The organism is Pseudomonas sp. SIMBA_068 (genome assembly GCF_046534705.1).
Taxonomy (GTDB): domain Bacteria; phylum Pseudomonadota; class Gammaproteobacteria; order Pseudomonadales; family Pseudomonadaceae; genus Aquipseudomonas; species Aquipseudomonas putida.
Window position 1 is genome coordinate 153,838 of sequence record NZ_JAWRYI010000006.1, and the last position, 22,329, is coordinate 176,166.

The window sequence follows — 22,329 nt, forward strand, 5'->3', positions numbered from 1 at the left end:
ATTGCTCCGTTAGCGGTGGCTTGACATGAATTGCTTGCAACGCGCCGAGTTCGGGTTCTCGAAGACCTGCTGCGGCGATCCCTGCTCTTCGACCAGGCCCTGGTGCAGGAAGACGACTTCACTGGACACATGGCGGGCAAAGCTCATCTCGTGCGTTACCAACAGCATGGTACGGCCTTCTTCGGCCAATGCGCGGATAACGTTAAGCACTTCCTGGACCATTTCCGGATCGAGGGCCGAAGTGGGCTCGTCGAACAGGATGACTTTAGGCTTCATGGCCAGGGTACGGGCAATGGCGGCACGCTGTTGCTGGCCACCGGAAAGCTGGGCGGGGTAGCTGTGGCGCTTGTCGTAGATGCCAACCTTGTTCAGCAGCGCTTCGGCGGCTTCGATGGCCTCGGCCTTGCTCTGGCCGAGCACGCGGCGTGGCGCCTCGATGATGTTGTCGAGGATCGACATGTGCGGCCACAGGTTGAAGTTCTGGAAGACAAAGCCGATTTCGCTGCGCAGGCGGTTGATCTGGCGGTTGTCGGCGGCGATCAGGTCGCCGTTTTTGGCAGCCTTGAGCTTGAGGGCTTCGCCGGCCACCAGGATTTCGCCTTGGTGCGGGTTCTCGAGCAGGTTGATGCAACGCAGCAGGGTGGACTTGCCGGAGCCGGACGACCCCAGGATGGAGATCACGTCACCGTCGCGTGCGGTCAGCGAAATGCCCTTGAGAATTTCCTGCTCGCCGTAGCGTTTGTGCAGATTGCGGATTTCCAGCGCGGGCGTGGCCTGAGCCATGTGCGGTCCTCATGTGTTCGGGTGCGTTCCCAGCTATTGGCTGCCTTCCTGGCGTGCGCCAAGCTAGCATAGCGGCATTATGGCGGCCAACAGGGTTGCCAGGGACTCGGGGCACTGGTGGGGCAGTTTGTCGCATCGCTGCAGCGCAACGTCGCGCAGATGTCCGCGAAGGTGTCGCCCAGCACCAGAGCCTTGATGAAAAAAGGCGCGATGGTGCCAGCTTTAGCCTGCTCATGGAAGCGGTTTTGGCCCATTCGAGGGGTAAACCCGACCTTTAGGTCAGGCCACTCCAGTGTGAGCGGGGCTACCCGCGAATACGCAGGCAGGCTGAACGGTTGTACCTCAAGGTTGCACTTTTTGGCATTGCGTTGGTGCACAGGTGTTACCGGGGAGCACCTTTGGTGCGTTTGTAAGTGGGTATTTCAGTAATCCGACGATTTGGCGTCCTTTCGGTCAAGGTCTGGCCGAAAGCCCTCCAAACCGCGTCCTAAAAGGCCCGCAGAATTTTCTGACGAATGCATTCAGCAGGTGGCGCGCTTATTGCCAGTAGGAAACCGCCGATTGCAGCGACGCCTAGGTCAACCCCTGGCGCGCTCCGTTTCCGCAGTCGGAGTGGTCCACTCCTTACAAAGGTAGTTTTAATGAGCGGTAACAATTCCAATGACCTCGCTCAGGGGCTCAAACAACGGCATGTGACTATGCTGTCCATCGCTGGCGTCATCGGTGCCGGCCTGTTCGTAGGCTCCGGCCACGCCATCGCAGCTGCCGGCCCGGCCGTGCTGCTGGCTTACGCCGCCGCCGGTACGCTGGTCGTGCTGGTCATGCGCATGCTGGGTGAAATGGCGGTCGCCTCGCCAGACACCGGTTCGTTCTCAACCTATGCCGACCGCGCCATCGGGCGTTGGGCCGGTTTTACCATTGGCTGGCTGTACTGGTGGTTCTGGGTGCTGGTGATACCGCTGGAGGCCAACGCCGCCGCGGCCATTCTGCATGCCTGGTTCCCTGCAGTTGACCTGTGGGCCTTCTCCCTCATCATTACCCTGGCGCTTACCCTGACCAACCTGTGCAGCGTGAAGAACTACGGTGAGTTCGAGTTCTGGTTCGCCCTGCTCAAGGTGCTGGCGATCATCGGCTTCATCGCCGTGGGCTGTGCGGCCTTGTTCGGCTTTGTGCCGAGCAGCCAGGTGAGCGGTGCCAGCCACCTGTTCGACACCCAAGGCTTCATGCCTAACGGCCTGGGCGCAGTGCTGGCAGCCATGCTGACCACCATGTTCTCGTTCATGGGTACCGAAATTGTCACCATCGCCGCTGCCGAGTCGAAGGACCCGGGCAAGCAGATCAGCCGCGCCACCAACTCGGTCATCTGGCGTATCTGCCTGTTCTACCTGGTGTCGATCTTCCTGGTCGTTGCCCTGGTGCCGTGGAACGACCCGGCCCTGGCCGAAACCGGTTCCTACCAGACCGTGCTGAGCCGTATCGGCGTGCCGAATGCCAAGCTGATTGTCGACATCGTCGTGCTGATTGCCGTGACCAGCTGCCTGAACTCGGCGCTGTACACCTCTTCGCGCATGCTGTTCTCGCTGAGCAAGCGTGGCGACGCCCCAGCCATCGCCCAGCGCACCACCAAGGCGGCGACCCCGTACGTGGCGGTATTGCTGTCCACTGCAGCGGCATTCCTCTGCGTGTTCGCCAACTTCGTGGCCCCGGCCCAGGTGTTCGAATTCCTGCTGGCCAGTTCTGGTGCCATTGCGCTGCTGGTGTACCTGGTGATTGCCATTTCGCAGCTGCGCATGCGTGCCAAGCGTGAAGCCAGTGGCGAGAAGATTGCCTTCAAGATGTGGCTGTTCCCGGGCCTGACCTGGGCGACCATTGCCTTTATCGTTGCCATTCTTGTGGTAATGGCCCTGCGTGAGGATCACCGTGCGGAGATCATCGCGACTGCGTTGCTGAGCATTGGTGTGGTAGCGGCTGGCTTGCTGGTGCACCGCAAGCGCGAAGCTGCCGGGCGGGTGGCGCTGGATAACTGATCCGCGCTGTCTGAAATGAGAAGGCCGCGCCCTGTGAAGGGTGCGGCCTTTTTTTGTTGCCTGTACCGGCCCTATCGCCGGCAAGCCGGCTCCTACAGGAATCTTGCTGCACTCAGGCCTGTCATGAACCTGTGGGAGCTGGCTTTCCGGCGATAGGGCCCTTGCAGGTTAAATGGCCCTGTCAGCCAAACTGCTTCTGCTGTTGCTGCTGCTTGGCCACCAGTTCGGATGCGGCGATGTAGGCATCCTGGAACTCATCGCTTTCCAGCCAGGCCATGGTGGCCTCTTCGTCAGCGCCGTCCAGCCATTTGCGGTAGGCGTTGAACACCAGCACGATGTAGTCGGTAGCGTGCTCTTCCTTGTGCCCCTTGAGCACCAGGGCCAGCAGCGGGTCCACCAGGAACACCGAGATCATCGGCACCAGGCCGCCTGCTTGGGCTTCCTTCATCTTCTCGAACATCGCGTCGTAGCTGCCCGACTCCATCGCCTTGTTGTACACCTGCTCGACGCTGGCGCTGTCGCCGGCACTGGGCTTGACCGCCTGGCCGCTGCGCACCATGCGGTTCTGCTTGGCCTTGCTGGCGGCGCGCTTGGCGCGTTTTTGTTGCTTGGTAGGGGTGGCCATGGGGTGAATCCTTGGGGTGTCTGAAAAGTGCGCGTATTGAAGCGCAGTTGCCGGGGAAACCCAAGTGTTGTGCAAAGGGGCTGAAAGGCAGCCCCGGCAATCAACTGGCTACGCCTATCGGTTCATCCTCATCGAATCCCCGCGATGCCCGACCCGCCAGCAGTGCATCGGAGCATAGGCCGCGCTGTGGTCCTTGTGGGTAATCCAGTGAATGCACGTGCTCATAAACGGTTTGAAACAGCTGCCAATTGGCTGTAGTGTTAACTGTGGTTTACATTTTCTCCCCATGCGTACATTAATTCAAACCGAAACCTACCGAAGGTGGTTCGCTGCTTTGCGGGACTCGCGTGCAAAAGCTCGCATAAACCTCCGTTTGCGTCGGGTGGAGCTTGGAGGGATGGGGGACTGTAAGCCGGTTGCTGAGGGAGTGTCCGAGCTTCGGATCGACTATGGTCCGGGCTATCGGGTGTATTTCGTTCAGCGAAGTCATGAAGTGATCATCCTCCTGGCGGGTGGCGACAAAGCTAGCCAGGCCAGGGATATCAAATCTGCTCTTACTATGGCTCGCGACCTCTAGGAGGCCACCATGACAAATATCAAACTGACCAAATGGGACGTTGTGGACCATTTGAAGACGGAAGAGGACATGGCCTTGTACCTTGAAGCCTGCCTGGAAGAGAACGATCCGGCACTGCTTGCGGCTGCGCTGGGTGATATCGCTCGTGCTCGCGGCATGGCGCAACTGGCACGTGATACCGGGCTGACTCGGGAAGGTTTGTACAAGGCGCTGTCTGCTGAAGGTAACCCGAGCCTGGCGACCATCATGAAAGTGATGGCAGCGCTTGGGGTGAGGCTGCATGCCGAGGTGTTGCCACGCTCTACCGGGTAAAGCCTTGTTCGGGTTTGGCAGCAGGTGGGACAGCTGCCGAATCCACAGCACAATTCACAGACAACAAAAAACCCGCACTAGGCGGGTTTCTTGTTGTCGCTTCGGGTAACTTTGCAACCACCAGAAGCTGAAGGTGGTGCCCAGAGACGGAGTCGAACCGCCGACACGAGGATTTTCAATCCTCTGCTCTACCGACTGAGCTATCTGGGCGACGAGGTGAATTAAATAGATTTCCGGACCGCTCGTCAACGACTTTTTGAAAAAATTTTAAATTAATTCCGTCGCTTACGATTTTTGGGGTCATTCGGCCGGTGGAACGTAGCCTTCCGCCTGGGCGTATTCTTCGCCGGCGAAAAACTTGTCCATCTCTGCCTGGAGGAATTTGCGGTCCTCGGCGTTCATCATGTTCAGGCGCTTTTCGTTGATCAGCATGGTCTGGTGCTTCTGCCAATCGGCCCAGGCTTTCTGCGAGATGTGTTCGAAGATGTCCTGGCCCTTGGCGCCGGGGTAGGGCGGGCGCTCCAGGCCTGGCAGTTCTTCGTTGTACTTGCGGCACATCACGGTGCGGGTCATCGGGCATCTCCTGCAATCAGTTCGTCGGCTGCGCGTTCAAGCAGCTTTTTGACCGGGGCGGCGAGGCCCAGGCGCGGCGGGGTGGCGAGGTTATACCAGAGCCAGTCGGCCTCGGCCACGTGCTCGCCGACCAAGTCGACGCGCACCAGCCAGGGCTCGATTGCCAGCTGGAAGTGGCTGAAGGTATGGGTCAGGCCTTCCATGGCCCGGCTGCCTGCCAGGCGCAGGCCGTGCTGATAGGCCAGGTCGTCGAGCTGTGCGAGGTCGTCCAGCTCCGGCAGGCTCCACAAACCACCCCAAAGGCCGCTGGAGGGGCGGCGATAAAGCAGGATGGCGCCTTCGTGGTTGGCCAGCAGTGGCATCAGCGTGCGCCGTTGTGGCAACGCCTTGCGCGGCTTGGGCTCCGGGTAGCGGGTTTCTTCGCCGTGCAGGTGCGCTTCGCAGCCGCGCTGCAACGGGCAGATCAGGCAACTGGGCTTGCTGCGGGTGCACAGCGTGGCGCCCATGTCCATCATGGCCTGGGTGTAATGGTTGGCGCGCTGCAGCGGGGTGAAACGCTCGGCCGTGGCCCACAGCTGGTTGGCCACCTTGGGCTCGCCGGGGTAGCCGGCCTGGGCGGTGTAGCGGGCCAGCACGCGCTTGACGTTACCGTCCAGGATCGGCGCGCGTATGCCCATGCTGATGCTGGCGATGGCGCCAGCGGTGGAGCGGCCGATGCCGGGCAGCTCGGTGAGCTGCTCGACACTGCGCGGGAATTCGCCGCCATGTCGCTCGACGACGATCTTTGCCGCCTTTTGCAGGTTGCGTGCGCGGGTGTAGTAGCCCAGCCCCGTCCACAGGTGCAGCACTTCGTCCTCCGGCGCCTCGGCCAGGGCCTGCACGGTTGGCAGGGCCTGCATGAACCGGTCGAAGTAATTGAGCACGGTGCTGACCTGGGTCTGCTGCAACATGATTTCCGACACCCACACCCGGTACGGGGTGATGCCCTGTTGCCAGGGCAGGTCGTGCCGGCCGTGCTCGTCGTACCAGTCCAGCACAGCGCTGGAGAACTGCTCGGGGCTCATCGCTTGAACAGCCCCTTGAGTGCGTCTTTTACTTCCGGGCTCACTTTGTCTCCGAGTTTCTCTTCGAGCTTTTCATCAATCTTGTCTTTCAGGCGGTTGCCGGCCAGCTTGGCGGCAACTTTGCCCATGCCGCCCTGGTCCAGGCGGCAGGCCTTGGCGCCCAGCTCCAGCGGGCCACGGCAGCGCAGCGGCACTTCAACGCCCACATAGCGTTCGTTGACCTGGCAAGCCGGGTCCGGCATGGCGCGCTGGTCGCCTTCGACAATCACGCCGACGTTGTAGTCCATGCCCAGCACGCGCAGGTCGAGGTCGCCATGGCCGTTGACGGTCAGGCCCGGGATGCGCGCCTTGAGGTCCGGGTTGCTGGCAACGCCATTGCGCACCACCAGGCTGCCGCGCAGTTCCTGGAACGGGGTGTCCTTGCCGCGAGGTTCGCCGCTCAGGGTCTTGCGGTTGAGGGTGGCGATGGCCTGGCACAGCTGCTGTTCCAGGTTGGCATTGACCAGCACGCCATCATTGATGGTGAACTTGGCGCTGCCATTGAGGGTGTCGACCAGGGCTTTCTGGCTGTTGCCGGTGGCGGTCAGGTCGCTGGTCAGGGTCAGCAGGCCTTTGACCGGTGGTACCTGGTCCTTGCCTTCGGTCTTGATGAAGTGCTCTACCGGCACCCGCTGGATGTTGGTGTTCACACCCAGTTGCGGTACGGCAGGGCGCACGTCGACCGTGCCCTTGGCTTCGAAGGTACCATTGTATAGCTCGCCGCGCAGGGTTTGCAGGGTCAGCAGGCCGCCTTGGCCGATGGCCTTGAGCTGGGCGTCTTCGATCGGCAGCTTGTCCACGGTCAGCGAGCCAAAGGCCAGGTCGGCTTGCAGGTCGAGGGCGCGCAGGCGGTCGACCGGCAGCAGCTTGTCGTCGCTCCAGGCCACCTGGGTCGGGGCGTTGGGCAGTGGTGTGGTGCCGGCACCGGCCACGGCGCTGGCTTCTTGCTGCTTGACCTCGGCCTGGCGCGCGGCAGTGGCGCCCTTGGCCTCTTCGCTTTTGGCTGGCAGGTAGCGGTCAGCGTCGAAGGTATCGCCCTTCAGTTGCAGGCGCAGGGCCTGCTTGGCGAAGTCTTCCACGGCCACACGGCCACTGAAGGTACTGTCGTCCAGCTTCACGGCCAGGTCTTCCAGGGCCAGGCTGTTTGCTGTGCCCTGCAGACGGGTCACCAGCTCCAGCTTGGCGAAGGCTGCCGGGTCGTTGGTGGCCGGCAGCGTGCGGCCGATGCTGTCGAGGAAGGTGCGCAGGTTGAACTGGGCGATGGACAGGCCACCGCTCAGCTGTGGTGCCTTGTCCAGGTCGCGCACATTCAGCTCGCCCAGGGCGCGCAGCTGGTTGGCCGAGACTTTCAGGCCGTTCCACGAGGCGACATTGGCTGCCAGGTCGACCAGCAGCTGGCCTTGGGCGGCGAAGGTCACGGTCTTGCCGCCGGTTGGCTCACCCGAGGTTTCGCCCGACAGGCGCATGTCTTCGAAGTTGTAGCGCTTGAGCTTGCGGTCGAAACGCAGCTCGCCGGCCAGTTCGGTGCGGGCCTTGATGTTCGGCTCGCTGGCGCTGATGAAGGCACTGGCCTTGAGCGGAATGTTGGCGCCTTCGTGGACCGGCCCCGTGCTCAGCTGGATGCTCTCGGCGCTGTAGCTCTGGCCGGTCTTGGCATCGGTGTACTGCACGCGGGCGTTGTTCACGGTCAGGCTGTCGATGTCCAGCTTGACGGCCCGCTCGTTGCCGTTCGCAGGCGCCGGCTTCTGTTCGGCAGTTGCTTGGGCGGGGGCATTGGCCTGCGCATCGGCAGGGGTGCCGTTCGGCGCGGGCAGCGGCTTGCCGATGTCTTCCCAGTTGCCATGGCCTTGCTCGTCGCGGGCCAGGGTCAGGTTCAAGCCTTCGACGCGCACGTCGCTCATCTGCACTTCGCGGCGCAACAACGGCAGCACACGCACGGACAGGCCGAGCATTTGCAGGTCGGCGAACGGCTCCTTGGGTTTGGCCAAGGTGGCGATGCTTGCTTCGTGCAACTCCAGGCCCAGCCACGGGAACAGGCTCCAGCCGATGTCGCCGTTGAGGGTCAGCTCGACGTGAGCCTTGTCCCGTGCCAACTGGCGAATCTCGTCTTTGTAGTCGTTGGGATCAAAGAGGTGGGTCAGGGCGAAGCCCAGCGCCACGATGATCAGCAGCAACCCGAGAAGCCCCAGTCCCAGGATTTTGCCGAACGCTTTCATGGGCGAGTCCTTGTAGTCCGTTAGTGAATTCAGGCGACAGAGTATAACGCCGCGGTGGTTGTCCCTGCTTATTCGACTAGAGATACAGGGCTTTTCCTACGGTTGAAGCAGATGGTACGGCTTTCGGTGGGCAAATGTTTGCCTGTGCCGGCCTCTTCGCGGGCGAGCCCGCGAAGAGGCCGGCACAGGAGAGAGGACCGTTTCAGCAACGCGAAAAATCACGATATCAGATTGCTTTCACGCCACTTGGCTCTGCTAATCTTGCGCCGCTTTGCGAGCACCCACCCTATAAGAAGGATCAGATCCATGACCAGTACCGTCGCGGCGGGGGCCTTGGCCAGTGCGCCAGGCTTCCTGTCGAAGGAGCGCATCATCGCCCGCCCGGGCTTCAACCGCTGGCTGGTCCCGCCAGCCGCCCTGGCCATCCACCTGTGCATCGGCATGGCCTACGGTTTTTCGGTGTTCTGGCTGCCGTTGTCGCAAGCCCTCGGTATCACTGCCCCCGTCGCCTGTGCGCCAGACATGGGCTTCATTGCCCGCCTGTTCAGCGCCGAATGCGACTGGCCGATCTCGATGCTGAGCTGGATCTACACCCTGTTCTTCGTCTTCCTCGGCTGCTCCGCGGCAGTACTGGGTGGTTGGCTGGAGCATGCCGGGCCGCGCAAGGCCGGCCTGGTGTCGGCACTGTGCTGGTGTGGCGGCATGCTGATCTCGGCCATTGGCGTAAAAACCCACCAACTGTGGCTGATGTGGCTGGGCTCCGGCGTGATCGGCGGTATCGGCCTGGGCCTGGGCTATATCTCGCCCGTGTCCACGCTGATCAAGTGGTTCCCGGACAAGCGCGGCATGGCCACCGGCATGGCGATCATGGGCTTTGGCGGCGGGGCCATGGTGGGTGCACCGCTGGCCACCGCGCTGATGGGGCATTTTGGCAACGAGCACGAAATGGGCGTATGGCAGAGCTTCGTCGCGATGGCGGCGATCTACTTCGTGTTCATGACTGCTGGCGCGCTGGCTTACCGTGTGCCGCCGACCGGCTGGAAGCCCGAAGGCTGGACCGCCCCGGCGAAAAAAGCCGGTAACACCATGGTTACCGATCGCCATGTGCACGTTAGTGTGGCGTGGAAAACCCCTCAGTTCGCGCTGATCTGGCTGGTGCTGTGCCTGAACGTGTCGGCGGGTATCGGTATTCTCGGCATGGCGTCGCCCCTGCTGCAGGAAGTGTTCGCCGGCAAGTTGCTGGGCAACGAACTGACCTTCAGCCAGCTGAATGCGGCCCAGTTGGCACAGATTGCCGCGATCGCCGCCGGCTTCACCGGCCTGCTGAGCCTGTTCAATATCGGCGGGCGGTTCTTCTGGGCGTCGTTCTCCGACTACATCGGCCGCAAGAACACCTACTTTGCCTTCTTCGCCTTGGGCGTCGGCCTTTACAGCCTGGTGCCGAACATGGGGCACCTGGGTAACGTGGCGCTGTTCGTGGCCGCGTTCTGCATCATCCTGTCGATGTATGGCGGCGGTTTCGCGACCGTGCCGGCGTACTTGGCTGACCTGTTCGGCACGCAGATGGTCGGCGCCATTCATGGTCGCCTGTTGACTGCCTGGGCTGCGGCGGGCGTGCTGGGGCCGGTGTTGATCACTTACCTGCGCGAGTCTCAGCTGGCTGCGGGGGTAGAGCGCGCAGCGGCTTACGACATGACCTTGTATATCCTCGCCGGCCTGCTGGTGCTGGGCTTTATCTGCAACATGCTGGTGCGCCCTGTGGCCGACAAGCACTTCATGAGCGATGCCGAACTGGCGGCCGAGCGCGCGCTGAGCCATGACAAGGGTGCCGATGGGGCGCGGTCGCTGGAGTGGAAGGCAGCGCCGGGGAGCCTGCCGTTGGTGCTGCTGGCATGGGCGGTGGTGGTCGTGCCGCTGGCCTGGGGGGTGTGGGTTACCTTGCAGAAGACTGCGGTGCTGTTTCATTGATGTAATCCTGGGCAGGCCCATGGGGCGCTTTGCGCCCCATTCGCGGCACAAGGCCGCTCCTACAGGTGAGCGGCTGCCCCAATTACCGGGTTGTATAGACCTGTAGCGGCATCCAGCCCCGTAATTGCTTGGTTTGCCATATGTCATCCGCGTTTCAAGCTGGCGCGTTCTGGGCCTATAATGGAGCCCTTTTCGCCCAATGATTTTGCGGAGCTGGTGATGGTCGAACGTAAGGCTTCCGTCGAGCGCAATACCCTGGAAACCCAGGTCAAGTGCTCGATCAACCTCGATGGCAGTGGCAAGGCCCGATTCGATATCGGCGTGCCTTTTCTTGAACACATGCTGGACCAGATCGCCCGCCATGGCCTGATCGATCTGGATATCGAGTGCAAGGGGGACACGCATATCGACGATCACCATACCGTCGAGGACGTTGGCATCACCCTGGGCATGGCATTCGCCCAGGCCATCGGTGACAAGAAAGGTATCTTCCGCTACGGCCACGCCTACGTGCCGCTGGACGAAGCGCTGTCGCGTGTGGTCATCGACTTCTCCGGCCGCCCCGGCCTGCAGATGCATGTGCCGTATACCCGTGCCAGTGTTGGCGGTTTTGATGTCGACCTGTTCCAGGAGTTCTTCCAGGGCTTCGTCAACCACGCGCTGGTAACCCTGCACATCGACAACCTGCGTGGCCACAACACCCACCACCAGATCGAAACCGTGTTCAAGGCATTCGGCCGCGCGCTGCGCATGGCTGTCACCCTCGACGAGCGCATGGCCGGGCAGATGCCGTCGACCAAAGGGTGCCTGTAAATGCAGACGGTAGCCGTAATCGACTATGGCATGGGCAACCTGCACTCGGTGGCCAAGGCGCTTGAGCACGTTGGTGCCGGTAAAGTGCTGGTCACCAGCGATGCCGCAGTCATTCGTGAAGCCGACCGCGTGGTATTTCCGGGCGTAGGTGCGATCCGCGATTGCATGGCCGAAATCCGCCGTCTGGGCTTCGACAGCCTGGTGCGCGAAGTCAGCCAGGACCGCCCGTTCCTTGGTATTTGCGTGGGCATGCAGGCGCTGCTTGAACACAGCGAGGAAAACGCCGGTGTGGACTGCATCGGCATGTTCCCGGGCCAGGTGCGCTTCTTCGGCAAAGATCTGCAAGAAGACGGCGAGCACCTGAAGGTGCCGCACATGGGGTGGAACGAAGTCAGCCAGACCATCCACCACCCGCTGTGGCACGACATCCCCGACCAGGCGCGTTTCTACTTCGTGCACAGCTATTACATCAATGCCGGCAAGCCGGGCCAGGTAGTCGGCCGCGGCCACTACGGCGTCGATTTCGCCGCTGCGCTGGCGGACGGCTCGCGCTTTGCCGTGCAGTTCCACCCGGAGAAGAGCCATACCCATGGCCTGCAGTTGCTGCAGAACTTCGTCGCCTGGGACGGGCGCTGGTAAATGAGCAGGTCGAAAGCCAAGGCCCCGGTCATCACACTGGCCCCCGAGCAGGAGCGCGATGCGCTCGACACGCTCAAGCGCTTCCTCGAAGACCGTTTCGAGCTGGAGCTGGGGTCGTTCGAGGTGGCCGAGGTGCTTGAGCTGTTCAGCAAAGAAATTGCACCCCTTTACTACAACAGGGCGATTGCCGATGTTCAGCTGCACCTCAAGGAGCGGTTCGAGAGCATCGAAAGCGATCTGTGGGCGCTCGAAAAGCCCTGAAACCCTAAGAACAGACAGGTTCCCAAGATGCTGATTATCCCCGCTATCGATCTGAAGGACGGTGCTTGCGTGCGCCTGCGCCAGGGCCGCATGGAAGACTCCACGGTATTTTCCGACGACCCGGTGAGCATGGCCGCCAAGTGGGTCGAGGGTGGCTGCCGCCGCCTGCACCTGGTCGACCTCAACGGTGCCTTCGAAGGCCAGCCGGTCAACGGTGAAGTGGTTACCGCCATTGCCAAGCGCTACCCGACCCTGCCGATCCAGATCGGCGGTGGCATCCGTTCGCTGGAAACCATCGAGCACTACGTCAAGGCTGGCGTCAGCTACGTGATCATCGGCACCAAGGCGGTCAAGCAGCCAGAGTTCGTCGCCGAAGCGTGCAAGGCCTTCCCCGGCAAGGTCATCGTTGGCCTGGATGCCAAGGACGGCTTCGTCGCCACCGACGGCTGGGCCGAAGTGAGCACCGTGCAGGTCATCGACCTGGCCAAGCGTTTCGAGGCCGATGGCGTCTCGGCGATCGTCTACACCGACATCGCCAAGGACGGCATGATGCAGGGCTGCAATGTGCCTTTCACCAAGGCACTGGCTGAAGCCACCCGCATTCCGGTGATCGCCTCGGGCGGCATCCACAACCTGGGCGACATCAAGGCCCTGCTGGACGCCAAGGCCCCCGGCATCATTGGCGCCATCACCGGCCGTGCCATCTACGAAGGCACCCTCGATGTCGCCGAGGCCCAGGCCTTCTGCGACAACTACCAAGGCTGAGGACTGAACCATGGCACTGGCCAAGCGCATCATCCCTTGCCTGGACGTGGACAACGGCCGGGTGGTCAAGGGCGTCAAGTTCGAGAACATCCGTGATGCCGGCGACCCGGTGGAAATTGCCCGTCGCTACAACGAGCAGGGGGCCGACGAAATCACCTTCCTCGACATCACCGCCAGCGTCGATGGCCGCGACACCACCCTGCATACCGTCGAGCGCATGGCCAGCCAGGTGTTCATCCCGCTGACCGTGGGCGGTGGCGTGCGCACCGTGCAGGACATCCGCAACCTGCTCAATGCCGGTGCCGACAAGGTTTCGATCAATACGGCTGCGGTGTTCAACCCGGAGTTTGTGGGCGAGGCGGCGGACCGTTTCGGTTCGCAGTGCATCGTTGTCGCCATCGATGCCAAGAAGGTGTCCGGGCCAGGTGAAACGCCACGCTGGGAAATCTTCACCCACGGCGGTCGCAAGCCGACCGGGCTGGATGCCGTCGAGTGGGCGAAGAAGATGGAAGGCCTGGGTGCTGGCGAGATCCTGCTGACCAGCATGGACCAGGACGGCATGAAGAACGGCTTCGACCTGGGTGTTACCCGCGCCATCAGTGATGCGCTGGGCATTCCGGTGATTGCCTCGGGGGGTGTGGGTAACCTGCAGCACCTGGCTGACGGCATTCTGGAAGGGCATGCCAGCGCGGTGCTGGCGGCCAGTATCTTCCACTTTGGCGAGTACACGGTGCCGGAGGCCAAGGCCTACATGGCTTCGCGCGGTATCGTCGTTCGCTGACAGATTGCCGGGAGGGCTTTGCCCTCCATTCGCAGCACAAGGCTGCTCCTACAGGGATACGCATTCCCCTGTAGGAGCAGCCTTGTGCTGCGAATGGCCCGCAAAGCGGGCCCCGGGGCATCACCCGTGGTTCTTGCCGAGCAACGCGTGATAAAGCTCGGTATCCCCAAGAATCCCCACCACCCTGTCGTTATCCTGCAACACCAGCTTGTTGCCGGTCTGATAACGAATCTGCAGCGCCTCGCGCATGCCGATGTCGGCGTGCACCACAGTCGGCCTGCGCTCCAGCAGCTCCACATCCTGCCCCGGTGCCCAGTTCTGCATGTCCAGCCCGTTCTGGCCCTGGCGTGCACGCTTGAGCGCGCCACCTTCGCCCAAGTCCAGCCACGAATCGATTCCCGGGTCCAGGCACACCGAGCCATTGACCCGCTTGCAGTTGTCCAGGCTACGCATCAGGCTGCGGCCGCACAGCACGTTCAGCGGGTTGGTGTGGGCGACGAAGGTACGCACATACTCGTCGGCCGGGTTGAGCACGATCTCCTCCGGCTTGCTGTACTGGATGATCCGCCCGTCCTTCATGATCGCAATGCGGGTACCCAGCTTCAGTGCCTCGTCCAGGTCGTGGCTGACGAACACGATGGTCTTGCTCAGCTTGGCCTGCAGGCCCAGCAGCTCGTCTTGCAGGCCCTGGCGGATCAGCGGGTCGAGGGCCGAGAACGGTTCGTCCATCAGCAGGATGTCGGCATCCATCGCCAGCGCCCGGGCCAGGCCCACGCGCTGCTGCATGCCGCCAGACAGCTCGTCCGGCTTCTTGTTGCGCCACTGGGTCAGGCCCACCAGCTCAAGCTTCTCGTCCACCAGCTTGCGCCGTTCCTTTTCAGGGCGGCCCTGCATTTCCAGGCCAAAGCTGATGTTCTCGCGCACCGTCAGCCAAGGCATCAGGGCGAACTTCTGGAACACCATGGCAATGCGCTTGGTGCGCATCATTTTCAGCTCGGCCGGGCTGCAGTGGGCAATGTCGATGTGCTTGCCTTCGTGCTCGACAAACAGCTTGCCGCGGCTGACGGTGTTGAGGCCGTTGATGCAGCGCAGCAGGCTCGATTTGCCCGAGCCGGACAAGCCCATCAGCACGCAGATCTCACCCTTGTTGATATCAAGGTTGGCCTTTTCGACGCCGACCACCAGGCCGGTCTGCTTGAGGATCTGTTCGCGGGTCTTGCCCTGGTCCAGCAGCGACAGCGCCTCGCGCGGCTTGTTGGAGAAAATGACGTCGACGTCTTCGAAACGAATGATGCTCATGCCTCACCCCTTACCGGCAGTTCCGGTTGCTTGCAGATACGGTCGAGCATGATTGCCAGCAGCACGATCGCCAGGCCCGCTTCGAAGCCCAGGGAGATATCGGCGGTGTTCAGTGCGTTGACCACAGGTTTGCCCAGGCCGTCAGCGCCCACCAGGGCGGCGATTACTACCATCGACAGCGACAGCATGATGCACTGGGTGACGCCGGCGGCGATGCTGGGCATCGCATGCGGCAGTTCGATACGGGTAAGCAATTGGCGACGCGAGCAGCCAAAGGCCTTGCCAGCGTCCATCAGCTCCTGCGGGACGTCGCAGATGCCCAGGTAGGTGAGGCGGATTGGCGCCGCAATGGCGAAGACCACGGTAGAGATCAGCCCCGGTACCACACCCAGGCCGAACAGGGTCAGGGTAGGGATCAGGTAGACGAAGGTGGGCACCGTCTGCATCAGGTCGAGTACCGGGCGCATGGCGGTATAGAACATCGGTTTGTGCGCAGCGAGGATGCCCAGCGGCACGCCAATCACCACGCACACCACCGTGGCGAAGGTCACTTGCGCCAGGGTTTCCATGGTTTCCTGCCAGTAACCCAGGTTGAAGATCAGCAGGAATGACAGGGCAACGAACGCGGTCAGCCCCCACTTGCGCTGGATCAGGTGCGCCAGGCCGGCGAACAGGGCGATGAGGACGAACGGGTTGAACCAGGTCAGGGCACTGGTGACCCCATGGATCATGAATTCCAGGCCTTGCGCGATGGCGTCGAAGTAATTCGCGCCGTTCTGGGTCAGCCACTCGACGAACGACGCGATGTACTGGCCCAGGGGTATTTTCTGATCGATAAGCATGATAGCGAGCTTCCACCTGCATAGATTGAAATCAACCCGGGGCAGGCACGGTCCTGCCCCGAGGTAGCGCTATTGCGTGGTGCGTTATTGCGCCAGCTTGGCCTTGGCCGCCTCAAGGCCGGGTTTGCCATCAACAGTGGTAACGCCGGCAAGCCAGGTGTCCAGCTTGCCGGGGTTGTCTTTAAGCCACTTCTTGGCGGCTGCTTCGGGTTTCATCTTGTCGTCCAGGACATAGCCCATCATGGTGCTTTCATCCTTGAGCTCGAACGACAGGTTCTTGAGCAGTTGGCCAACGTTGCTGCATTCCTGCGCGTAGCCCTTGCGGGTATTGGTCAATACGGTCGCCTTGCCGAAATCGGGCCCGAAGAAATCGTCCCCGCCGGTCAGGTACTGCATCTTGAAGCGGGTGTTCATCGGGTGCGGTTCCCAGCCCAGGAACACCAGGGCCTCGCCGCGTTTTTGCGCGCGGTCGACCTGCGACAGCATGCCGGCCTCGCTCGATTGCACAATCTTGAAACCGGCGTCCTTCAGGCCGAAGGCGTTCTTGTCGATCATGCTCTGGATGGTGCGGTTGCCATCGTTGCCAGGCTCGATACCGTAGATCTTGCCGTCCAGTTCCTTCTTGAACTTGGGAATGTCGGCGAAATCTTTCAGGCCCTTGTCGTACAGCGCCTGAGGCACGGCCAAGGTGTACTTGGCGTTTTCCAGGTTGGCGCGCACCGTTTCCACGGTGCCAGCGTCGCGGTACTGCTTGATGTCGTTCTCCATGGTCGGCATCCAGTTGCCGAGAAACACGTCCAGGTCCTTGCCGGCGGCCAGCGACTTGTAGGTCACGGGTACCGAGATCATGGTGGTGTGGGTTTTGTAACCCAGGGCTTCGAGCACAACGCTGGTGGTCGCGGTCGTGACTGTGATGTCGGTCCAGCCGACGTCGGAGAAACGTACCGTCTGACACTGCTCGGGTTCGGCGGCCTGGGCCAGCAAGGGCGTGGACAGCAACGCAACCAGCAACAGCGAGGGTGAACCTTTCATGGATGGACTCCTGAGATATTGTCTTCGGGTTCGCGTGGGTCGCCGGGCTTTCTGAGGGTCCGGTCGACCAGGCCTGCAGAGGGCAGGATGCGTGGCCGTGCTTTACGAGTCGCTTTCGATAATCCTCCAGCGCCGGGCAATCGCCTACTGGTAGGGTCGTATCCAGTACGGAACGGGTCGTATCCAGTAAGGGCGATGTCGCTTATGGGTTTATCCACCCCCTCGGCCGCATTTTTGCGTCACCAGGCCGCCGGAAAGCGGCGTGGTGAGGGCCGCTCCTTGAGCAAAAACAGCGCGGCGCGGCTGGACAAAAGTACGTCGGTTGCAGACGGCGAGGGGTGCGGTAAAAGCCCGATGATGCTGGCATTCAAGGCGGCCCGCTGTTTGAGCCTAGCAGTTGCCCCGCCCTGCGCATGGCGCGCAGAGACAAGCCCAGCAAGAGGTGATTCGACAATGGCCATCAGCGTGTTCGACCTGTTCAAGATCGGTGTCGGGCCTTCCAGCTCCCACACCGTCGGCCCCATGCGTGCTGGCGCCCTGTTTGTTCAGGGCCTTCGCGAACGCGGCGAGCTGGAACGTGTGAAACGGATCGAGGTGCGCCTGTATGGCTCGCTGTCGGCCACCGGTATCGGTCACGGCACCGACAACGCCACCATCATGGGCTTGATGGGCGAGTGGCCTGACGCCATTGACCCGACCCAGATCGTGCCGCGCATTGCCGACCTGCGCGAAACCAACACCCTGCAGCTGGACAGCCGCCTGCCCATAGAATTCGTCTGGGCCCGCGACATGCTGCTGCTGGACGAAAACCTGCCGTACCACCCCAACGCCATGACCCTGGTTGCCGAGGGCGAGCAGGGCGAGTTGCACCGCGACACCTACTACTCGGTGGGTGGCGGCTTTGTGGTCGATGCCGCCCAGGCCGCCAGCGGTGTGCTGGATGCCGACCAGACGGTGCTGCCGTACGACTTCAACAGCGCCGCCGAACTGCTGCGCCTGTGCAAGCAAAACGACCTCAGCGTGTCGCAATTGATGATGGCCAACGAGAAGGTCTGGCGCAGCGAGGAAGAGATCCGCGCCGGCCTGCACAAGCTCTGGGAAGCCATGCAGGAATGCGTCAACAACGGCCTTAAATACGAAGGCACGCTGCCCGGCGGGCTGAACGTGCGCCGCCGCGCTGCCAAGCTGCACCGTAGCCTGCAAGAGATCGGCAAGCCCAACGTGATCGGCTCGACCATGAGCGCCATGGAATGGGTCAATCTGTTCGCCCTGGCCGTCAACGAAGAGAACGCCGCCGGTGGGCGCATGGTTACCGCACCCACCAATGGCGCGGCCGGCATCATCCCGGCGGTGCTGCACTACTACATGCGCTTCAGCGATGAGGTGAACGAGTCCAGCATTGTCGATTACTTCCTGGCTGCGGCTGCCGTGGGCATCCTGTGCAAGAAGAACGCCTCGATCTCTGGGGCTGAAGTGGGTTGCCAGGGGGAAGTCGGCTCGGCCTGCGCCATGGCGGCGGCAGGGCTTGCCGAAGTGCTGGGCGCTACCCCGCCACAGGTGGAGAACGCGGCCGAAATTGCCTTGGAACACAACCTCGGCCTGACCTGCGACCCGGTCGGCGGGCTGGTGCAGGTGCCATGCATCGAGCGCAACGCGATTGCTGCGGTAAAAGCCATCAACGCGGTGCAAATGGCGCTGCGCGGTGACGGCGAGCACTTCATTTCCCTCGACCAGGTGATCCGCACCATGCGCGATACCGGGGCCGACATGCACGACAAGTACAAAGAGACCTCACGCGGTGGCCTGGCGGTCAGCGCTATCGAGTGCTGATCTTTACCAGGTTTGCTGGCCCCTTCGCGGGTTCACCCGCGAAGGGGCCTTTTAAGGTTGATGCAGGTGCAACATAACCACAAATGCCTCCTTATGGTGCGCCCGCCGCCTACCGATCGTCGGGTGTCGCTATCAGTGCGGGCATTGTCGGTGACACTCAAGAGTGTCGTTTCTGGGCAACTTACGCTGCACGTGTCACCAAATTGCTCAGCCGTTACACGCACGGCGCCTAGCACGCCTGTTTTGCGACTATCTGCCAACTCGGCCGAAGCCCTTGATTTGCCTGATGAAGGTGTCGTTTTCAGGTTTTTTTGGATAGCCGTTCAATTTCAGGCACGGCGTTTGCGTTGAGATTGGCAACCTACCCCCGGAAAATGACCGAGGGGTCATAACAAGAAATCAGTGCCCGCCTGAGGCACACCCTGCATTTGTGTGAGGAGAAATCGCGATGACGTCGTACACCTCCGGGACCCCAACCCAGAACCGCACAGCACCCCAGTCCATCGGGTTTCTTCTACTGGACAATTTCACCCTGATTTCCCTGGCATCGGCCGTCGAGCCGCTGCGCATGGCCAACCAGCTGTCCGGCCGCGAGCTGTACCGCTGGCACACCCTGACGGTCGACGGCGGCCAGGTCTGGGCCAGCGACGGCCTGCAGATCACCCCCGATGCCGCCATGCACAGCGCGCCGCCCATCGATACCGTGATCGTCTGCGGCGGCGTGGGCATCCAGCGCACTGTTACCCGTGAGCATGTCACCTGGCTGCAGGCCCAGGCCCGCCAGTCGCGCCGCCTTGGCGCGGTGTGCACCGGCAGCTGGGCCCTGGCCTGTGCCGGGCTGCTCGACGGTTTCGATTGCAGTGTGCACTGGGAGTGCCTGGCGGCCATGCAGGAAGCCTACCCACGGGTGAACATGAGCACCCGCCTGTTCACCCTCGACCGTAACCGCTTCACCAGCTCCGGCGGCACTGCGCCGCTGGACATGATGTTGCACCTGATCAGCCGCGACCATGGCCGCGAGCTGTCGGCGGCCATCTCCGAGATGTTCGTCTATGAGCGCATCCGCAACGAGCAGGACCACCAGCGCGTGCCGCTCAAGCACATGCTCGGTACCAACCAGCCGAAGTTGCAGGAAATCGTCGCGCTGATGGAGGCCAACCTCGAAGAGCCGATCGACCTGGACGAACTGGCGGTGTACGTGGCAGTGTCGCGACGCCAGCTTGAGCGGCTGTTCCAGAAGTACCTGCACTGCTCGCCATCGCGCTACTACCTGAAATTGCGCCTGATCCGTGCGCGGCAGCTGCTGAAGCAGACACCGATGTCGATCATCGAAGTGGCGTCGGTGTGTGGTTTTGTGTCCACGCCGCACTTCTCCAAGTGCTACCGCGAGTACTTCGGCATTCCGCCGCGTGACGAGCGTGTGGGTTCCAACACCGCGCAGCAGGTAGCGATGATGCCGATTCCGCAGGCCATGACCCTGTCGCCACACAGCGGGCCGATGGCGGCACTGAGCCAGGCGCGCAACGAGTCGACCTTTGCCAGCGTAAGGCTCTGATACCGAGTCGGCCTCTTCGCGGGCACGCCCGCTCCCACAGGTACTGCACAGGCCTCGAGCTGTGTGTAGTCACTGTGGGAGCTGGCTTGCAGGCGAGAGGGCCAGTACAGGAAAAAGAATCAGGCCCGCTTGTTGAAACTCGCCAGCGCCGGCAACAGCTGCTTGTCGATGGCCTGGCGCACAGCAGGCAGGATCGTCGCACTACCGGTGTACATCTGCTCCACCATCCCCTTCAGCGCCCGCGCATTGGGCTCGGTCAGCCCCCGCACCACTGCTTCACACGCCTGTTCGGCACTGGCCCCGGCCGGAATATCGAAACCGCGCGCGCGCAAATGGCCGGCGAGGTCGTCCTGATCAATCAAATCCGCATGCATCATGGCTGTTGTCCCTTTTATCGCTAAGAGAGTGCTGCTGTGATTTACGACCGATTCTGTGACGTGCGCGACAGCCTCGCAAGAACAGAATGTCGCCATGGCTGCTTTGGCTAAGAACAGGTCGTTTACGGCTAAATCCCCCGCCCGGCAAGCCCGCACACTGAAGCCATTCACGGTACCCGAGGGTTTGGTCACCCTCGCTCACGCACAGTGGATGTTGCTCGCTCTTGGCCCCGGTAGCTCACGGCTTTCCGGGGTTTTTTTGCAACTGTTATTTATGTCAGTTGTTGGGAATCGATGCCCATGCTCAAGTGAGGCTCCGATATCTGGAGCATGAACATGAACCGGAAACAATTGAAATTCTGCTTGCTAGGTGCTGTGTTTCTTTTTGGAGGATGCACAGCTTCGGACCCTACAAACCATCTCGAAAGTTCGGCGGATACGCTGTTTCAGATCAAGCCAGACCAGAACCGCGCCGCCCTCGAGAGGCAATCTAGTACTGACAAGTATTTGAAGCTTTTGTTGAATTGGTCAGAAGAAGCTGAAGTTAAAGAAGTGCAGGTCAAGCCTGGGCTTGTATCGAAAGATACGACGATGCTCTCAATGCCTCTGACTGACGGCAGAACGGTGAGTTTCAAGTTATCAAGAAGCGATAGTGTTGCTCCAGGAATGCTAGGGTGGGTTGGCGATATGCCTTCCAACCGTAGACAACTTTACCCCTCACCGGCGGAAGTCGATATGGATCCGCTCAACTGGGTTTCATTGGTGAGCGACGGTAACCTGGTCGTTGGGGATATCCGGGTGGATGGGCAGCTCTACCGGTTAACGGCGGTTGGCAAAGGCCAGCAAGTCTTGGTCAAGGTTGATGAATCAAAACTACCACCAGAAGCAGCGCCGATAGCTGCTCCGGTGCAACCACAGGGCAATACCCAGTTGGTCACTGCTCCTCTGTCGTCAAAAAGTACGATTAGGGTGCTACTCGTGACAACCCGGCAGTCCAGAGCGTTATTTCCAAATTACAAGATCGAATTGGCGCAGGCGTTACAGAACGCCAATCAATACTTTATAAATAGCAAAGTCGATGCCGTGTACGAGCTGTCTGATATTTACGATTCTGACTACGATGAAACAGGCAAAACGCCCGAAACTCAGATCGGTGATATGGCAGCTGGTAAACCCTTGGGGGCTAAAATTCATATTGAACGTGAAAAGGGGCGCGCCGATCTGGTATCAATGCTTTCGACGTTTAGCGTTTACTGTGGCATAGCGAACGTTAACGCTACCGTGTACAGGGCTTTTTCGGCCATTAGTTGCTTTGCTGCGTTAGGACACGAATTAGGACATAACATGGGGGCCGATCATAAGGACGAGGCTCCAGTTGGGTCTCTACCCCTTTACGCCTATGGCTACCAGCGTACAGCGCCAAATTTCCATACTCAGATGCGAACGTCGCATGGCGCCATTCCCTACCATTCAAACCCGCGTTTGCAGTATCAAGGGGTTCCTATGGGTACGGTAGATAAAAATGATGTGGCGCGGGCTTTCAATGAAAATCGTGACACTGTTGCCAATTTTTATCCGGACCCTGCTCATCCTGTTCGTTTGTGGTTGTACGGGGCGAACCGGGGTTGCTTCATTGATTTGAACCCGGGTGAACAAGCCCTGCTCTCATGGTATACCGAATGCAAGGATAATGATGTCGATCCCGTACAAGTCGTGGTAAAAGACTTTTACAGTGGTTCCACGCCGAGAAAGCTGTGTTTCTCCAATATCCTCTATTGGGTACACAGTTGTTATAAGGCAGGCAATTTTTCTGGGGACTTTGAAATAACTAGCGTACATTCGGGTGGTGGTAAGCCCGAGGGGTTCGAATTCACGAGAAGACTAATCGGGCCAGTATACAGAGTGTCCTATGAGTAAACCTAGGGCCTGATCGTATCTGGCGAGGGCGCCA

General features: G+C 61.1%; 21 protein-coding genes and 1 tRNA gene. 12 read left to right on the plus strand and 10 right to left on the minus strand.

What is annotated here, in order from left to right:
• Window positions 1-9: 9 nt before the first annotated feature.
• Complete coding sequence (locus SB756_RS15985) at window positions 10-783, minus strand: ABC transporter ATP-binding protein (protein ID WP_132842884.1); 774 nt, start codon at window positions 781-783, stop codon at window positions 10-12.
• Window positions 784-1,424: 641 nt separating this feature from the next.
• On the opposite strand from SB756_RS15985, the gene gabP reads away from it, so the two are divergent.
• On the plus strand, window positions 1,425-2,810 hold the full coding sequence (gene gabP, locus SB756_RS15990) for a GABA permease (RefSeq protein ID WP_258654705.1): 1,386 nt from the start codon (window positions 1,425-1,427) through the stop codon (window positions 2,808-2,810).
• A gap of 181 nt (window positions 2,811-2,991) precedes the next feature.
• Here the strand turns inward: gabP and SB756_RS15995 are convergent, their stop codons facing one another.
• Window positions 2,992-3,435: a hypothetical protein gene (locus SB756_RS15995; protein WP_151326440.1), complete on the minus strand. Its 444-nt coding sequence runs from the start codon at window positions 3,433-3,435 to the stop codon at window positions 2,992-2,994.
• A 286-nt stretch (window positions 3,436-3,721) separates the two neighbouring features.
• Here SB756_RS15995 and SB756_RS16000 point away from each other — a divergent pair, with 286 nt between their 5' ends.
• On the plus strand, window positions 3,722-4,012 hold the full coding sequence (locus SB756_RS16000) for a type II toxin-antitoxin system RelE/ParE family toxin (protein WP_341798850.1): 291 nt from the start codon (window positions 3,722-3,724) through the stop codon (window positions 4,010-4,012).
• 9 nt (window positions 4,013-4,021) lie between these two features.
• On the plus strand, window positions 4,022-4,324 hold the full coding sequence (locus SB756_RS16005) for an addiction module antidote protein (RefSeq protein ID WP_341797328.1): 303 nt from the start codon (window positions 4,022-4,024) through the stop codon (window positions 4,322-4,324).
• Window positions 4,325-4,458: 134 nt separating this feature from the next.
• On the opposite strand, the gene SB756_RS16010 is transcribed toward SB756_RS16005, so the two are convergent.
• The 4 genes from SB756_RS16010 to SB756_RS16025 all read right to left on the minus strand — a co-directional run bounded on the left by SB756_RS16010 (window position 4,459) and on the right by SB756_RS16025 (window position 8,216).
• Window positions 4,459-4,534 (minus strand) — tRNA-Phe (locus SB756_RS16010).
• Window positions 4,535-4,624: 90 nt separating this feature from the next.
• A complete protein-coding gene (locus SB756_RS16015; protein WP_086976938.1) occupies window positions 4,625-4,897 on the minus strand; it encodes an oxidative damage protection protein in 273 nt (90 codons plus the stop codon).
• On the minus strand, window positions 4,894-5,961 hold the full coding sequence (mutY, locus tag SB756_RS16020; RefSeq protein WP_410911117.1) for an A/G-specific adenine glycosylase: 1,068 nt from the start codon (window positions 5,959-5,961) through the stop codon (window positions 4,894-4,896). Before mutY ends, SB756_RS16015 begins: the two co-directional genes overlap by 4 nt.
• Window positions 5,958-8,216 (minus strand): AsmA family protein, encoded by a 2,259-nt coding sequence (locus tag SB756_RS16025; RefSeq protein WP_410911118.1) that lies wholly within the window; start codon window positions 8,214-8,216, stop codon window positions 5,958-5,960. The genes mutY and SB756_RS16025 overlap by 4 nt, the downstream gene beginning before the upstream one ends.
• A gap of 306 nt (window positions 8,217-8,522) precedes the next feature.
• On the opposite strand from SB756_RS16025, the gene SB756_RS16030 reads away from it, so the two are divergent.
• The 6 genes from SB756_RS16030 (at window position 8,523) to hisF (ending at window position 13,443) form a co-directional block, all read left to right on the plus strand.
• The gene (locus tag SB756_RS16030; RefSeq protein WP_341797331.1) at window positions 8,523-10,184 is read left to right on the plus strand and encodes an OFA family MFS transporter; all 1,662 of its coding nucleotides are present in this window, start codon (window positions 8,523-8,525) and stop codon (window positions 10,182-10,184) included.
• Between the two features lie 219 nt (window positions 10,185-10,403).
• Complete coding sequence (gene hisB / locus SB756_RS16035; protein ID WP_009682881.1) at window positions 10,404-10,997, plus strand: imidazoleglycerol-phosphate dehydratase HisB; 594 nt, start codon at window positions 10,404-10,406, stop codon at window positions 10,995-10,997.
• Window positions 10,998-11,636 (plus strand): imidazole glycerol phosphate synthase subunit HisH, encoded by a 639-nt coding sequence (hisH, locus tag SB756_RS16040; protein WP_016497603.1) that lies wholly within the window; start codon window positions 10,998-11,000, stop codon window positions 11,634-11,636.
• Window positions 11,637-11,897 (plus strand): DUF2164 domain-containing protein, encoded by a 261-nt coding sequence (locus SB756_RS16045; protein ID WP_043203968.1) that lies wholly within the window; start codon window positions 11,637-11,639, stop codon window positions 11,895-11,897.
• Window positions 11,898-11,924: 27 nt separating this feature from the next.
• On the plus strand, window positions 11,925-12,662 hold the full coding sequence (hisA, locus tag SB756_RS16050; RefSeq protein ID WP_016484508.1) for a 1-(5-phosphoribosyl)-5-[(5-phosphoribosylamino)methylideneamino]imidazole-4-carboxamide isomerase: 738 nt from the start codon (window positions 11,925-11,927) through the stop codon (window positions 12,660-12,662).
• A 10-nt stretch (window positions 12,663-12,672) separates the two neighbouring features.
• Complete coding sequence (hisF, locus tag SB756_RS16055; protein WP_008091498.1) at window positions 12,673-13,443, plus strand: imidazole glycerol phosphate synthase subunit HisF; 771 nt, start codon at window positions 12,673-12,675, stop codon at window positions 13,441-13,443.
• A 120-nt stretch (window positions 13,444-13,563) separates the two neighbouring features.
• On the opposite strand, the gene choV is transcribed toward hisF, so the two are convergent.
• The 3 genes from choV to SB756_RS16070 all read right to left on the minus strand — a co-directional run bounded on the left by choV (window position 13,564) and on the right by SB756_RS16070 (window position 16,616).
• Entirely contained in the window at window positions 13,564-14,742 is a 1,179-nt protein-coding gene (gene choV, locus SB756_RS16060) for a choline ABC transporter ATP-binding protein (protein ID WP_012270095.1), read from the minus strand.
• Window positions 14,739-15,587, minus strand: coding sequence for a choline ABC transporter permease subunit (gene choW, locus SB756_RS16065; RefSeq protein WP_169725175.1), 849 nt, complete (start codon window positions 15,585-15,587; stop codon window positions 14,739-14,741). The genes choV and choW overlap by 4 nt, the downstream gene beginning before the upstream one ends.
• Window positions 15,588-15,668: 81 nt before the next feature.
• Window positions 15,669-16,616 carry a choline ABC transporter substrate-binding protein gene (locus SB756_RS16070; protein ID WP_341797332.1) on the minus strand — a complete coding sequence of 316 codons (948 nt, stop codon included), beginning with the start codon at window positions 16,614-16,616 and terminating at the stop codon, window positions 15,669-15,671.
• A 453-nt stretch (window positions 16,617-17,069) separates the two neighbouring features.
• On the opposite strand from SB756_RS16070, the gene SB756_RS16075 reads away from it, so the two are divergent.
• Together SB756_RS16075 and SB756_RS16080 are read left to right on the plus strand one after the other, a co-directional pair.
• Entirely contained in the window at window positions 17,070-18,446 is a 1,377-nt protein-coding gene (locus SB756_RS16075) for an L-serine ammonia-lyase (RefSeq protein WP_259139819.1), read from the plus strand.
• A 448-nt stretch (window positions 18,447-18,894) separates the two neighbouring features.
• Window positions 18,895-20,001, plus strand: a complete 1,107-nt coding sequence (locus tag SB756_RS16080; RefSeq protein WP_016497607.1) for a GlxA family transcriptional regulator — start codon at window positions 18,895-18,897, stop codon at window positions 19,999-20,001.
• A gap of 119 nt (window positions 20,002-20,120) precedes the next feature.
• Here SB756_RS16080 and SB756_RS16085 read toward each other — a convergent pair whose 3' ends face one another.
• Window positions 20,121-20,378, minus strand: coding sequence for a hypothetical protein (locus SB756_RS16085; protein ID WP_016497608.1), 258 nt, complete (start codon window positions 20,376-20,378; stop codon window positions 20,121-20,123).
• Window positions 20,379-20,714: 336 nt separating this feature from the next.
• On the opposite strand from SB756_RS16085, the gene SB756_RS16090 reads away from it, so the two are divergent.
• Window positions 20,715-22,295 (plus strand): zinc-dependent metalloprotease family protein, encoded by a 1,581-nt coding sequence (locus tag SB756_RS16090; RefSeq protein ID WP_410911119.1) that lies wholly within the window; start codon window positions 20,715-20,717, stop codon window positions 22,293-22,295.
• Window positions 22,296-22,329: the final 34 nt, after the last annotated feature.

Excerpts from the sequence above, each read along its gene's own strand:
- SB756_RS16090 (WP_410911119.1), top strand. The coding sequence starts at position 20,715 with ATGAACCGGAAACAATTGAAATTCTGCTTGCTAGGTGCTGTGTTTCTT.
- mutY (WP_410911117.1), bottom strand. The coding sequence starts at position 5,961 with ATGAGCCCCGAGCAGTTCTCCAGCGCTGTGCTGGACTGGTACGACGAG.
- SB756_RS16025 (WP_410911118.1), bottom strand. The coding sequence starts at position 8,216 with ATGAAAGCGTTCGGCAAAATCCTGGGACTGGGGCTTCTCGGGTTGCTG.
- hisB (WP_009682881.1), top strand. The coding sequence starts at position 10,404 with ATGGTCGAACGTAAGGCTTCCGTCGAGCGCAATACCCTGGAAACCCAG.
- SB756_RS16085 (WP_016497608.1), bottom strand. The coding sequence starts at position 20,378 with ATGATGCATGCGGATTTGATTGATCAGGACGACCTCGCCGGCCATTTG.
- hisH (WP_016497603.1), top strand. The coding sequence starts at position 10,998 with ATGCAGACGGTAGCCGTAATCGACTATGGCATGGGCAACCTGCACTCG.
- gabP (WP_258654705.1), top strand. The coding sequence starts at position 1,425 with ATGAGCGGTAACAATTCCAATGACCTCGCTCAGGGGCTCAAACAACGG.
- SB756_RS16070 (WP_341797332.1), bottom strand. The coding sequence starts at position 16,616 with ATGAAAGGTTCACCCTCGCTGTTGCTGGTTGCGTTGCTGTCCACGCCC.
- SB756_RS16080 (WP_016497607.1), top strand. The coding sequence starts at position 18,895 with ATGACGTCGTACACCTCCGGGACCCCAACCCAGAACCGCACAGCACCC.
- hisA (WP_016484508.1), top strand. The coding sequence starts at position 11,925 with ATGCTGATTATCCCCGCTATCGATCTGAAGGACGGTGCTTGCGTGCGC.
- SB756_RS16030 (WP_341797331.1), top strand. The coding sequence starts at position 8,523 with ATGACCAGTACCGTCGCGGCGGGGGCCTTGGCCAGTGCGCCAGGCTTC.
- hisF (WP_008091498.1), top strand. The coding sequence starts at position 12,673 with ATGGCACTGGCCAAGCGCATCATCCCTTGCCTGGACGTGGACAACGGC.
- SB756_RS16015 (WP_086976938.1), bottom strand. The coding sequence starts at position 4,897 with ATGACCCGCACCGTGATGTGCCGCAAGTACAACGAAGAACTGCCAGGC.
- SB756_RS16045 (WP_043203968.1), top strand. The coding sequence starts at position 11,637 with ATGAGCAGGTCGAAAGCCAAGGCCCCGGTCATCACACTGGCCCCCGAG.
- choV (WP_012270095.1), bottom strand. The coding sequence starts at position 14,742 with ATGAGCATCATTCGTTTCGAAGACGTCGACGTCATTTTCTCCAACAAG.
- SB756_RS15995 (WP_151326440.1), bottom strand. The coding sequence starts at position 3,435 with ATGGCCACCCCTACCAAGCAACAAAAACGCGCCAAGCGCGCCGCCAGC.
- SB756_RS15985 (WP_132842884.1), bottom strand. The coding sequence starts at position 783 with ATGGCTCAGGCCACGCCCGCGCTGGAAATCCGCAATCTGCACAAACGC.
- SB756_RS16000 (WP_341798850.1), top strand. The coding sequence starts at position 3,722 with ATGCGTACATTAATTCAAACCGAAACCTACCGAAGGTGGTTCGCTGCT.
- SB756_RS16005 (WP_341797328.1), top strand. The coding sequence starts at position 4,022 with ATGACAAATATCAAACTGACCAAATGGGACGTTGTGGACCATTTGAAG.
- SB756_RS16075 (WP_259139819.1), top strand. The coding sequence starts at position 17,070 with ATGGCCATCAGCGTGTTCGACCTGTTCAAGATCGGTGTCGGGCCTTCC.